Annotated in this window: 12 protein-coding genes; all 12 read right to left on the reverse strand. The window is 45.0% G+C overall.

Features of this window, described 5'->3' with window-relative positions:
• Positions 1 to 159: 159 nt before the first annotated feature.
• On the reverse strand, positions 160 to 1,629 hold the full coding sequence (locus tag JKM87_RS08325; RefSeq protein ID WP_202079882.1) for a glycoside hydrolase family 32 protein: 1,470 nt from the start codon (positions 1,627 to 1,629) through the stop codon (positions 160 to 162).
• Between the two features lie 14 nt (positions 1,630 to 1,643).
• Positions 1,644 to 2,612: an aminoimidazole riboside kinase gene (locus tag JKM87_RS08330; RefSeq protein ID WP_236838699.1), complete on the reverse strand. Its 969-nt coding sequence runs from the start codon at positions 2,610 to 2,612 to the stop codon at positions 1,644 to 1,646.
• Between the two features lie 151 nt (positions 2,613 to 2,763).
• On the reverse strand, positions 2,764 to 4,161 hold the full coding sequence (locus JKM87_RS08335; protein WP_202079883.1) for a sucrose-specific PTS transporter subunit IIBC: 1,398 nt from the start codon (positions 4,159 to 4,161) through the stop codon (positions 2,764 to 2,766).
• 177 nt (positions 4,162 to 4,338) lie between these two features.
• Entirely contained in the window at positions 4,339 to 5,343 is a 1,005-nt protein-coding gene (locus tag JKM87_RS08340; protein ID WP_202079884.1) for a LacI family DNA-binding transcriptional regulator, read from the reverse strand.
• 242 nt (positions 5,344 to 5,585) lie between these two features.
• On the reverse strand, positions 5,586 to 6,278 hold the full coding sequence (gene rnc / locus JKM87_RS08345; protein WP_236838700.1) for a ribonuclease III: 693 nt from the start codon (positions 6,276 to 6,278) through the stop codon (positions 5,586 to 5,588).
• Between the two features lie 55 nt (positions 6,279 to 6,333).
• Positions 6,334 to 7,578, reverse strand: a complete 1,245-nt coding sequence (fabF, locus tag JKM87_RS08350; RefSeq protein WP_202079886.1) for a beta-ketoacyl-ACP synthase II — start codon at positions 7,576 to 7,578, stop codon at positions 6,334 to 6,336.
• A gap of 180 nt (positions 7,579 to 7,758) precedes the next feature.
• Entirely contained in the window at positions 7,759 to 7,992 is a 234-nt protein-coding gene (gene acpP, locus JKM87_RS08355; RefSeq protein WP_202079887.1) for an acyl carrier protein, read from the reverse strand.
• Positions 7,993 to 8,095: 103 nt separating this feature from the next.
• Positions 8,096 to 8,842, reverse strand: coding sequence for a 3-oxoacyl-[acyl-carrier-protein] reductase (gene fabG, locus JKM87_RS08360; RefSeq protein ID WP_202079888.1), 747 nt, complete (start codon positions 8,840 to 8,842; stop codon positions 8,096 to 8,098).
• Positions 8,843 to 9,033: 191 nt separating this feature from the next.
• Complete coding sequence (gene fabD / locus JKM87_RS08365; protein WP_202079889.1) at positions 9,034 to 9,969, reverse strand: ACP S-malonyltransferase; 936 nt, start codon at positions 9,967 to 9,969, stop codon at positions 9,034 to 9,036.
• 69 nt (positions 9,970 to 10,038) lie between these two features.
• Entirely contained in the window at positions 10,039 to 11,034 is a 996-nt protein-coding gene (locus JKM87_RS08370) for a beta-ketoacyl-ACP synthase III (protein ID WP_202079890.1), read from the reverse strand.
• Positions 11,034 to 12,032, reverse strand: a complete 999-nt coding sequence (gene plsX / locus JKM87_RS08375; RefSeq protein WP_202079891.1) for a phosphate acyltransferase PlsX — start codon at positions 12,030 to 12,032, stop codon at positions 11,034 to 11,036. The genes JKM87_RS08370 and plsX overlap by 1 nt, the downstream gene beginning before the upstream one ends.
• Positions 12,033 to 12,049: 17 nt before the next feature.
• Positions 12,050 to 12,616 carry a transcription factor FapR gene (gene fapR / locus JKM87_RS08380; RefSeq protein ID WP_202079892.1) on the reverse strand — a complete coding sequence of 189 codons (567 nt, stop codon included), beginning with the start codon at positions 12,614 to 12,616 and terminating at the stop codon, positions 12,050 to 12,052.
• Positions 12,617 to 12,679 lie beyond the last annotated feature (63 nt).

Here is a 12,679-nt window from a genome sequence, read left to right on the forward strand (position 1 = left end):
CTAAAACGATTCTTTATGTTCGTTCTATGTAAACAGGTCTTTGATGACGCACGTGTCTTAACTTATTTATTTTACCAATCTACGTGTGTCTTTTCAATGAGCCCCTTTAACATCAAAAGAGGCAGCGTTCATGTCGCTGCCCGATGGAAATGTATTTTGTTATTCTCTTGTGGCCTGGAGATCCCATTTCTTCAGGTCTATTTGAGCTTCGCCTCTAACGGCAAATACGATCGATTCTTCTTCAGGGTAAGGGAAGATACGAGAGGTAAAAACCTCTTCACCGCCATTAACAAAGACCTCTAAGCAGGAGGTGTCTAGGAATAGATGGAGAGACTTAAGCTCTGATAATCTACAGCTTCTCGATTCTGTCCGACCATGCGCAAAGCTGTGACGTTCTAATGTAAGCCTACGTTCTTTGGACTGATAGATGAAGCGAGCATGCTGGCGGATGTTCATCTCAAAAATAGCGTCATCACTTAATGCCTCTATGTTGAGCAGTAACTCTATGGCTTGACCCTTAACGTCCTCCCACTGTTTACGTTCATGAGCCAGACGTACGTGCGGTATATGGACGTTGTGTTGACGCAGACGTTTCATCTCTTCCACGGGTGTTTGTACTAATTGACCATCGACCACGTGTAGCTGACGAGGGATACTCATGTTGTGAATCCACTGGTAAGCACGCGTCGGATGGCTTTCCTCGTTTTGGTCGGGGACACCTACCCAGCCAAAAAGTATACGCCGCCCTTTGTCATCTAGCGTTGTTTGAGGGGCATAGAATTCAAACCCACGATCTAACTCTTGAAAATCCCCATGCTCAAAATGGACTTGATCGAGATGCACCTTACCTAGCATATAGCCCGTTTGGTACACGTTGTGGTACTTCATGCCCTGAGGTTCTAAACCTTGAGGAGAAAAGAGAAGGATATCCTTTCCATCTAAGTGAAACAAGTCAGGGCATTCCCACATATAGCCTAGGTCACCGACAGAATCGCTACCCGATGCTGCCAGCTCACCTAAGAACGTCCACTCTGACAAATCCGTTGATTGGCATAATACGGCACACCCTTTATACGTTCCTTCCTGTTCTTTCTGTGCGCCGATGACCATATACCAATGATCATCGTGCTTCCATACCTTCGGATCACGGAAGTGTGGGGTGTACCCCTGTGGGAGTTCAAAGACGACCCCTTTTTTAGAAAAATGCACACCGTCCTGTGAAGTCGCCAGGCATTGATACGTTTCACGTTCACCTTGCTCATTCTTTACATTCCCAGTATAAAGGAGCTTCAATTGACCTTCATCCTCTACAGCACTGCCCGAATAGCAACCGTCTTTGTCATACCAATCACTCGGTGTAAGCGCAATCGGTTCCCACTTCCAATGGATCAGATCCTCCGACGTATAATGTCCCCAAAACTTTGCGCCATGTCCTGTACGAAACGGCATCCACTGGAAGAATAGATGGTAAGTGCCGTTCCAGTGAATCAACCCGTTCGGATCATTCAGCAACCCCACGGGCGGCATCACGTGGTAGTGAAGCCTGTACGGGTCGCTTTCAACTACGTTTTGATATTCTTGTATGGCTCGATCCGCTCGCGCTCTCAGTTCTTGGTCCTTGTGTTGCATGGCCCTCTCCTCCCTTAAACGGTTCCTTCGTTCATCTTTTGTTGTACATCGTGCACCTCATGCAACGTTGGTAAAGCGGTCATAGCCCCTTTGGCAGAAGCGGCTAAACCACCTGAAACAGCTGCAAATGTCGCCATCCGTACCGCTTGCTCTAGCGTGATGCTAGACACGTCTCCCTGTAATTCATTCAGCTGATAAAGGATACCGGAGACGAAAGCGTCCCCCGCCCCTGTGGTATCTACCGCTTTTACTTTCATGGCCGGTACTTTTTGTACATCATTTTCAGCGAAGACGAAAGAGCCTTCAGCCCCTAACGTAACGAAGATAAGCGGAATGTTATATTGCGCCTTCAACACCGCTGCACCCGAATGTAAATCCTTTTCCCCCGTTAAAAAGGTCAGTTCTTCCTCTGATAACTTCAGGACATCAACCTGATCCAGTACGGAGCTGATATGCTCTTTGGCTTGTTGCTCATCGTCCCAAAGGGGCAGCCGGAGATTAGGGTCATAGGACACAATCATATCGTTCTCTCGCGCCAACTGGATGGCCCTCTTGGTGGCCCCCATGGCAGGCTCTTGAATGAGGGTGATGGAACCAAAATGAAAGACACGATGTGCCTTAAAAAGCCTTTCGTCAATCTCTTCTGCTCTTAACAACTGATCGGCACTCGGCGTGACGTAAAATTCAAAGCTACGATCACCCTCGTCATCTAATGTGACAAAAACGATGTTCGTTTTAGCCTCTTCACTCAGTTTTACATGGTTCGTATCGACCTTGAATTCATCTAGTGTTTGCTTTAAGAAATGACCTAGGACGTCATCTCCCACCTTGCTCACAAAGGTTGATTTGGCCCCGAGTCGGGCAACGCCTACTGCTACGTTTGCGGGTGCCCCACCTGGATTTTTCTGATAAATCATATTCGTTGAATCGTGGGGAATAAAATCTATGAGTGCCTCCCCTAATGTCATGATACCTTGGCTCAATGGTTTCAGCCTCCCTATTCCTTGTCGATAGCACGACAGTACTGTAGCACCGTTGTACTGTAGTACTATATCAATGTAGTACAGTCATATAGTGAATGTATGAGTTATATGAATTTTATGGCTATGTTATCGCAGTGTCTATAGTATATCATCACTTGTTGTCTAGCACCTTGTCACTATAACCGAATAACCAGGTCAAAATGAACGCCACCACAACGGATATCACGTTCACAAGTAAATATGTGAACAGTTGACCGTTGAGATATAAAAGGGTACCCGGTAAGACGGTAATGGCCATGCCGGTTCCTTTCAGTCCGAATAATGAAGCGAAAAATCCTCCGGTGGCTCCTCCAATCAGGCCCATAACGAACGGTTTCATAAAACGCAAATTAACCCCGAAAATAGCGGGTTCCGTAATCCCCAAGAAGGCTGAAAAAGATGATGGCAGAGCCAACGCTTTAAGTTTCTTTGATTGAGTTTTTAGCCCTACAGCCAACGCAGCGCCTCCTTGAGCAGCGATAGAGCAGGTAATAATGGCGTTGAACGGATTCTCGCCAAGCCTTTCTAGTAACTGAATTTCTAAGAAGTTAAAGACATGGTGCACACCGGTGATGACAATGATTTGGTGTGCAAACCCTAGTAACAGGCCACTCAAAGCAAACGGCAGGTTAAGTATCGTCAGTGTCAAATCAAGTATGGCATCTTCCACAGCGTGGAAAACCGGACCGATGAGAAACAAGGATAGTGTAATCATCGTCAGTAAGGTGAAAAACGGTGTGATGATAAGGTCCAACGATTCCGGTACAAGCTTTCTGATTCTCTGTTCTAGTTTGGCTCCTATTAAACCAGCGATAAAGGCGGGTATGACAGATCCCTGATAACCGATCACCGGTATAAAATCTAAAAAGTATAACGGTTCCACATCTCCATCTGCGACGGCCCAAGCGTTCGGCAAGGCCGGAGAAACAAGCATTAGACCTAGTATGAGACCCGTCGTCGGACTTCCTCCAAAAACCCTAAATGTAGACCAAGCGACAAGCGCCGGTAGAAAAATAAAAGCGGTGTCCGTGAGCACCTCAGTAAAGAGTAGTAAATGATCAGAGATATCGTTTGGCGTCAAACCAAACCAGCTTAGAACTTCCTCCTGCATGAGCAGTCCACGTAATCCCATGAACAACCCTGTGGCTACCAAAGCGGGTATGATAGGGACAAAAACATCGCCGAACGAACGTATCATTCTTTGTAATAAACTGCCTTGTTCTGTGGCGTCTTCCTTTTGTTCAGATTTTGATTTTCCCGTTATGCCAAGCTGTGTCATCTGTTCATAAATCTTGTTAACGGTTCCTGTTCCAAGAATGATTTGATACTGACCCGAGTTGTAAAAGGCGCCTTTCACCTTATCGATATCCTCGACGGTGCTCTGATCTATTTTTTCTTTGTCATGTACCATGATTCTAAGTCTTGTGGCACAATGGGCAATTGATTCCACATTGTCTTCCCCACCTATTGCTTCAATAATGGCTTGGGCAATCTGTTTGTTCTCAGCCATTCTACCTCTCCTCCTATCTGTTGTATCTGTCTGTTTTGTGGATTTTATGGAATCGATTCCATATTGCCCAAAAAAGTGAGAACGTTTTCACACCGTGCAAACGTTTATTACTTTCTTTTTATATGTGGTATCGATTCCATATCGAATTAAAAAAATAGTATAATAGCATAATCCATACTATAAACTATTTCGTTCGATTAGTCCATGATTTATCATTAATTTCTTTTCTAAGAAGTCCTTTTCATGACCGATGGGTTTATTTAACGTCTCCAATATAGTCTGAGCTGCTTTTTGCCCGGCTTTGTGGTTGTCATAGTTAACCGTTGTGAGTGCAGGAGAGACATACTGAGACATGTCAGAATTTCCGATACCAGCTACGCCTATATCATGGGGTATACTGACCCCTCTTTCCTTTAAGTACTGCATGCCTCCAATGGCCATTCGGTCCGTCACGGCTAAGACGGCTGTAGGCCACCCCTGACCTTCAGTGACAATCTTTTTCATCGCTAGGTAGCCCGAATCTATACTAAAGTCTCCGTACGCCATCCAATCTTTTTGGACATCTAAATGATATTGCCGTAGGGTGTCTACAAATCCCTTTTTCCTTAGCATTCCTACAGCGTGATCCCTTTCATTGACGCCGATAAAAGCTAAACGTTTATGCCCTTTCTCTATCATGAACTTTGTTAACTCGACTGCAGCATTGTAGTCATCATAAATGACGCTGTTCACTCCTGGTATAGCCTGTCCAATGACCACGATAGGCACCTTCAGCTCCTTAATCACGTTCTGTAGCGTTTTGCTGACATTTGTCGCAAGTAAAATGATGCCATCGACCTGCCTGGCTTGTAAAAGCTTCATATATTCTACTTCTTTGTCGGCATCTAACTGCGTATTCGCTAATAAAATCTGATAATCGTATTCAGAAAGATACTCGTCGATCCCGTTGACCACCCGACTGGCCGCTTCAGTGTTAATTCTCGGTATAATAACGCCAATGACTTTCGATTGTTTGGTTCTCAGTGATTTAGCATGTGCACTAGGTACATAGCCTGTTTGTTCTACCGCTCTTAATACCCTCTGGCGTACATCCTCGCTCACATATCCATTACGGTTTAAAACGCGCGACACTGTCGTGCGGGAGACTTCTGCTAACTTAGCGATATCATTAATGGTTGTCATGACCGCCCTCCACATGCATTTGATCATATTTAATCATAATAAAAGCAGACTTAAAAGTCGAGTTCACAATGCGTTCACTATTTACCTTTTGACCATCAATTGGCTTGAGACAATAAAAAGAAGGTACCATAGTACCCTCTTTCATACCACTATTATGGTTAAAGTCCTTGGCAGCTTTGACGCATCATTCGTCTATCTCACCTAGAAGATGTTTTGCTGTTCTAGACGTGTTCTGCGGCCGGCTACGTCGCCTTTAAAACCTTTAAGGCTTGTTCGGCTGCATGTTGTTCAGCTTCTTTCTTAGAACGCCCTACTCCAATTCCCAAGGACTCGTCATTGAGAAACACTTCAGACACGAACTCTCGATTATGCGCTGGACCCTTTTCCTGAACTATGGCATAGGAGATGTCTCCACGGCTGTCATGCTGGACGTACTCTTGAAGCTGGCTTTTATAGTCGATGACTTGTGAAAATTCACCATCCGTGACCTTAGGAAAGACGTGAATAGATAGAAAACGGTAAACGATATCCAAGCCTTGGTCTAGGTACAAGGCCCCGATAAATGATTCAAACACATCGGCTAATAAAGCAGGACGTTCTCTCCCCCCTGTCATTTCTTCGCCCTTTCCTAACAGGATGAGCTCGCCGAAGTGTAAGTCTTCGGCAAACTTGACGAGGGAAGGTTCGCATACAATCGCAGCTCGAAGCTTGGTCATTTCACCTTCACTCATTTTAGGGTAATGGGTATAGAGGTATTTTGATACGGTCAACTCTAAAACGGCATCCCCTAAAAATTCAAGGCGCTCATTGTCTTCAAAAGGCTGGCCGCGGTGCTCATTGACGTAAGATGAGTGAGTAAAGGCCTGTATCAGTATTTTATCATTGTTGAATTTGATATTAATTTTTTCCTGGAGTTTATCAAACTTCATACGCATTTCGCCTAATCTTGGTCCCCTTTGTGTCCTCTTATGAGATCTACGAGGTCGATATTTATTTCTCTTCGTATTTTCTGAGGATGATCGTTGCATTGTGACCTCCAAAACCAAGTGAATTAGATAGTGTAACATCTACATCCATTTTTCTGGCTTCATTCGGAACGTAATCCAAATCACATTCTGGATCAGGGTTATCATAGTTAATCGTTGGTGGCACGATTTGATCCCGTATCGCTAGTGCACATGCCACAGTTTCTACCCCGCCAGCTGCACCTAATAAGTGACCGGTCATACTTTTAGTTGAGCTAATGGCTAACTTAGAAGCATGATCGCCAAACGCCTGCTTGATCGCTTGCGTTTCAAACTTATCGTTATATTCTGTAGATGTCCCATGAGCGTTAATGTAATCCACATCTTGTGGCTCAAGGTTGGCATCTCTAATCGCTTCATTCATTGACCTGGTGGCTCCTTCACCTTCAGGCGCTGGGCTTGTCAGGTGATACGCATCTCCACTCATGCCGTATCCGACCACTTCAGCGATAATATTAGCGCCTCGTGCTAGTGCATGGTCTAAAGACTCGAGCACAAGCACACCTGCCCCTTCTCCCATCACAAATCCGTCGCGTTCTGCGTCGAAAGGACGGCTCGCTTTTTCAGGCTCATCGTTTCTAGTGGACATTGCTCTTGCTGAGTTAAATCCTGCTAAAGCTGTGGGACGAATCGTGGCCTCAGTTCCACCAGCCAGCATAGCATCAGCGTGTCCACGCTTAATGATGTGAAACGCATCACCAATCGCGTGTGTCCCAGTCGCGCAGGCACTGATAGAAGCACTATTGGGCCCTTTTGCCCCTGTCATAATGGAGATTAAGCCAGAAGCCATATTCGCAATCATCATGGGTATAAAAAAGGGACTGACACGGCGAGGACCTTTTTCTAATAGGACCTTATGTTGTTCTTCCCACGTCTGAAGTCCACCGATACCAGAACCCACGTAGACACCAATGCGATGTTCATTTTCTTCGTTTATTGTTAAATTAGCATGTTTCAACGCATTTTTTGCGGCTGCCACACCAAACTGAGAGAAACGATCTGCTCTTCTTGCCTCTCGTTTGTCCATATAGTCTCCTGGGTTAAAATCCTTTACTTCAGCGGCGATCTGAGTCTGAAAATCACTTGCATCAAAAGATTCTATTTTCGAGACGCCAGATTGACCCTCAAGTAAGTGGTTCCAAAATGTTTCCGTTTCTTGACCTAGGGATGTTATAACCCCACATCCTGTGATCACCACTCTATTTTCCATTGCATCTCACCTCTATATCAAACAGATATGTATTCCTGTTTATTTCCTCTTACTCAATGTTGCTTAATCTATACAGGGAGCGTCCCTCAACAAATATTGATATTTCAGTTGGTGAAACAAAGGCGATACTTTGAAGGAAGTCCCGTTAAAGATAACGGGACTTTATCTGTAGATTAACCATTATTGTTGAGATTCTATGTAGGAGACAACCTCACCTACTTTTGAGATCTTCTCCGCCTCTTCATCAGAGATTTCTAGATCAAACTCGTCTTCTAACTCCATAACAAGCTCTACTACATCTAAAGAGTCAGCACCTAAGTCATCCTTGAAGGAAGCTTCTGGGGTTACATCTGCCTCGTCCACATCTAGTCGTTCAACAATAATCTTCTTTACGCGTTCTAATGTATCTGCCATTGCTTGCTCACCTCCTCTCACAGATTATAATAAATATTTAAGCCTAGTACAATCTTTCGTCTTTGATTTTTTGTCGACAGAAAGAATCGACAACGTCATGAATCTACGGCATGACCATTCCACCGTCAACATGAAGTGTTTGCCCTGTCATGTAGGCCGCATCGTCAGATACGAGGAAACGGACCACTTTAGCAACTTCTTCAGGCTGACCTAATCGATTTAACGGAATTTGTGACATTAAACCCTCTCGTACGTCGTCACCGAGCTCTGCTGTCATGTCTGTTTCGATAAACCCTGGTGCAACCGCATTAACGGTAATGTTGCGGGATGAGAATTCACGAGCCACCGTTTTGGTTAATCCGATCACGCCTGCTTTCGCCGCAACGTAGTTTGCTTGGCCAGGGTTTCCTAACACGCCGACAACGGATGAGATGTTGACAATTCGCCCTGAACGTTGTTTCATCATTTGTCTGGAAACACCTTTAATACAGTTGTAAACCCCTTTTAGATTCACGTCTAGGACATCGTCCCACTCGTCATCTTTCATTCTCATGAGTAGGTTATCCTTGGTAATACCCGCGTTATTAATGAGGATATCGAGTTGTCCAAAATGATCGACAACCTTCTTGACCATCGCTTTAACGGTGTCCCCATCTGCAACGTTAGCTTGTACGGTAATCGCTTTTTGCCCTAGTTTTTCTACTTCCGCAGCCAATTCCTGCGCTGCAGCTTCGCTTCCTGCGTAGTTAATGGCTACATCTGCTCCTGATTTTGCAAGTTCAAGTGTGATGGCACGTCCGATCCCTCTCGCTCCTCCTGTAATGAGAGCGACTTGTCCTTTAAGGTTCATTACAGATCCTCCTATGCTCCTTTTAGTTTTGCGCGCCTCGGTGGTAACACTCCTTCGCAACTCGAGCTTTGCTCAAAGGTTGCTGCGGAGGATACCACCATGCGCTTGAGTGTGATTCAGTGTAGGGTTATTTACCTTGATTGCTAGTGAGTGATAAGTGCTATAGCTCCATTATGGCTTTTTCTATTTATTTATTTTAGTTTTTCAAGGGTATGTACAAGGCTTTCTTGGTCAGATACGGTATGTATGGTCACGTCACGATCAATTTTTTTGATGAGACCAGATAGGACTTGTCCGGGTCCTATTTCAACAAATGTATCGACACCTTGTTCAATCATCCACTGTACAGAGTCTTCCCATAAAACGGGTGAGAAAACCTGCTCGACTAAGGCATGCTCTAGATCGTCACCTAACATGGCTGGTCTTGCGTCTACATTGGTCACGACTGGAACTTTGGCCGTGTTGATCGTGATTTTCTCAAGTTCATGCGCGAGTTTGCTGGCCGCTGGCTTCATTAAGTCTGAGTGGAAAGGACCACTGACAACTAGCGGAATGACACGACGAATGCCTGCTTCTTTTAGCTGTTTACTCGCTTGATCGACGCCTTCCTTTGTTCCAGAGATCACGATTTGTTTTGGCGAGTTCATATTGGCCATTTGAACGGCGTTGCCAGCGAGTGTGATTTCTTCACAGATGTTACCGATTGTTTCACGGTCTCCGCCCATCACAGCAGCCATAGCACCTTGACCTGCCGGGACGGCTTCGTCCATGAATGTTCCGCGTTTGTGAACAGTGGCTACACCGTCCGCAAATGACATGGCTTCTGCTGCGATGAGTGCAGAGTATTCTCCCAAGCTGTGCCCAGCGACAAAGTCTGGTCGTGGGGCTTGTTGTTTGAATACTTCGTAGTAGGCGATACTCGTTGTGAGTATGGCTGGCTGTGTATGGTATGTGAGTTTCAATTCTTCCTCTGGTCCTTCAAAGCATAAGCGTGATAAATCATAGCCCAAAGCCTCATCCGCTTCTTCAAAAACACGCTTCACCTCGGGAAAAGCGTCGGACATGGCTTTTCCCATGCCCACTTGTTGTGCGCCTTGGCCAGGAAAAACGTATGCGATCTTACCCATTCGTTACACCCTTTCATGCTATTTGATATCTATCTTTAGATGGCTACGATGAGTATGGATCTGTGGACTTTAGTCTAAGTTCCATCTCATCGCACTGCCACCCCAAGTGAGTCCGCCACCAAAACCGACAAAGACGAGGATATCTCCTTTTTTCACCCGCTTTTCTCGTACCGCTTCATCTAGTGCAACGGGGATAGAGGCGGAAGACATGTTACCGTACTTATCTAAGTTCACGACAACACGGTCCTCTGGTAGTTTTAATCTTTTTCTCGCTGCATCTATGATTCTGAGATTAGCTTGGTGCGGGACGAGCAAAGAGACTTCTTCTTTGTTTAATCCCGCTTTTTCTATGACGGCGTCAGACACCTGCTCCATGACACGAACCGCAAACTTAAAGACTTCATTGCCGTTCATTTTAATATACTGGAGTCGGTTATCCATGTTTTCAGGTGACATAGGATGTCTAGAACCGCCTCCTGGTTGGCAGAGTAAAGACCCGCCGCTACCATCAGCGCCTAATTCAAAGGATAGGAAGCCGTAGCCTTCTTCTGTTGGACCGACGACAACGGCACCAGCGCCATCACCAAAGAGGACACACGTGTTACGGTCTTCCCAGTCTACAATTTTTGATAGGCTCTCAACACCAACGACTAAAACATGCTTATAAAATCCGTTTTGAATGAATTGTGTGGCTGTTGTAACGCCGTATAAAAACCCAGAGCATGCTGCTGATAGATCGTAAGCTGCAGCAGAGTGAGCCCCTAATCTATCCTGTAAAATACAAGCGGTTGATGGAAAGAACATATCTGGTGTTACAGTGGCCACGATAATAAGGTCTAGGTCATCAGCCGTGATACCTGCCCGTTCCATCGCCTTAATACTGGCTTCGTACGCCATGTCTGAAGATGCGATTTCATCGGCAGCGATACGACGTTCTCTGATACCTGTACGAGTGACAATCCATTCATCATTAGTATCCACCATCTTTTCCAAGTCGAAGTTCGTTAACACTTTTTCAGGAAGATATGAACCCGTTCCCAATACCCCAACTGACGGCTTCGTCATTATTCATCACTCTCTTTCTGTACTTCACTACGAATAGATTCAAGTACATCTTCTTTTATAAACTTTCTAGCTTGGCCGACTGCATTTTTGATCGCGATCTCATTCGAAGATCCGTGTGCTTTGATACATCCACCGTTTAAGCCGAGAAGAGGTGCGCCCCCATACTCGGTATAATCCATGGTTTTCTTTATTCTTTTTAAACTTGGCTTGAGTACTAATGTTGCCAGTTTATTAGGCAAACTTGCCGTGAGTTCTTTTTTTAACATGGTAAATATAGCACTACCCGCGCCTTCTGCCGTTTTGAGCAAGACGTTACCAGAGAATCCGTCACAAACCACCACGTCTGCCACAGCAAAGGGCACATCACGCGCTTCAACGTTACCAATGAACTGAAGTTCGTTATCATCCTTCAGCAGAGAGAAGGTTTGTTTGGTCAACTCGTTGCCCTTCGCTTCTTCTGTGCCAACATTAAGCAGTGCTACAGACGGGTTGGTTAAACCCATCACATTTTCAGCGTAGATTTTACCCATCTTGGCGTATTGATGGAGATGAGAAGCTTTAGCTTCTACATTCGCCCCCACATCTAATACGAGACAATGATGACCGTGCACAGTTGGGAAATATGTCGCCAAAGCCGGTCTTTCGATGCCCTTTAGGCGACCAGTGACTAAAAGACCAGCCGTCATGTAAGCACCCGTATTTCCGGCTGAAATACAGGCGAGCGCTTCTTGGTCTTTGACCATTTTGGCCGCTTTCACTAGCGACGAATCTTTCTTTTTCCTCACGGCGCGTACAGGCTCTTCGTCCGTTTCAATGACTTCATCAGCGTTAACGATGCTTAAACGTTCATGTGCTTGAGGCAGATGCTGCTTAACTTTATCTTCTTGACCGACTAATAGTATCTCTATATCGTCAAATGCTTCTAAGGCTAAAAGCGCCCCTTCTACCATCGCTTTAGGTGCGTGATCTCCACCCATAGCATCAAGTGCAATTTTCAAGGTTGTCACTCCTTAACTCATGTAGTTTGCGAATCTTTACGGTAGATATTAAACCTACCCGAAAACACCAATTCATTTCCGATAAAGGAGTCGATCTTCACCTTCGTACGATCATCGCTACGTTCCATCACTTGGGCTTTAGCGACGACACGCTCACCTACTCTAACAGATCGCAAAAACTTAATTTCAGCGGAAGAGGTCAGGGCCAGTTCATCGTTGATGACAGCAACTGCAAGTGAGTTAGCCTGTGCAAACAAGTGATGGCCCCTTGCGATTTTATTCCTTGTAAAAACATGCTCATCACGTATATCTAAAATAGAAATAGCACTATCATCAAGTTGCAGGTCGATAATTTCTCCTATGACTTCGTCGGCCATCAGAGATTTTACTTCATCATAATTTTGTTCTGCAACATATTTGATCCTTTCACGTAATTCTGGAATCGACTTTTCTAAACGATCTAGTCGAATAGTTTGAACGCTCACATTAAACTGATGAGCAAGTTCTTCATCAGTCATAAAAGGATTTTGCTTTAACGTTTCAACCAGCTGGTTTTGCCTATCGCTTTTGGATAATTTTGCCAAGCGTTGTCACCTCTCCACCCTTAAAAACCCACCGTTCAGTTAGAACATATATTTTTAGCACCC

The sequence above is a fragment of the Caldalkalibacillus salinus genome, assembly GCF_016745835.1.
GTDB lineage: Bacteria > Bacillota > Bacilli > Caldalkalibacillales > JCM-10596 > Caldalkalibacillus_A > Caldalkalibacillus_A salinus.

Coding starts and splice junctions, on each gene's coding strand:
- JKM87_RS08325 (WP_202079882.1), bottom strand. CDS start 1,629: ATGCAACACAAGGACCAAGAACTGAGAGCGCGAGCGGATCGAGCCATA.
- JKM87_RS08335 (WP_202079883.1), bottom strand. CDS start 4,161: ATGGCTGAGAACAAACAGATTGCCCAAGCCATTATTGAAGCAATAGGT.
- JKM87_RS08340 (WP_202079884.1), bottom strand. CDS start 5,343: ATGACAACCATTAATGATATCGCTAAGTTAGCAGAAGTCTCCCGCACG.
- rnc (WP_236838700.1), bottom strand. CDS start 6,278: ATGCGTATGAAGTTTGATAAACTCCAGGAAAAAATTAATATCAAATTC.
- fabF (WP_202079886.1), bottom strand. CDS start 7,578: ATGGAAAATAGAGTGGTGATCACAGGATGTGGGGTTATAACATCCCTA.
- acpP (WP_202079887.1), bottom strand. CDS start 7,992: ATGGCAGATACATTAGAACGCGTAAAGAAGATTATTGTTGAACGACTA.
- fabG (WP_202079888.1), bottom strand. CDS start 8,842: ATGAACCTTAAAGGACAAGTCGCTCTCATTACAGGAGGAGCGAGAGGG.
- fabD (WP_202079889.1), bottom strand. CDS start 9,969: ATGGGTAAGATCGCATACGTTTTTCCTGGCCAAGGCGCACAACAAGTG.
- JKM87_RS08370 (WP_202079890.1), bottom strand. CDS start 11,034: ATGACGAAGCCGTCAGTTGGGGTATTGGGAACGGGTTCATATCTTCCT.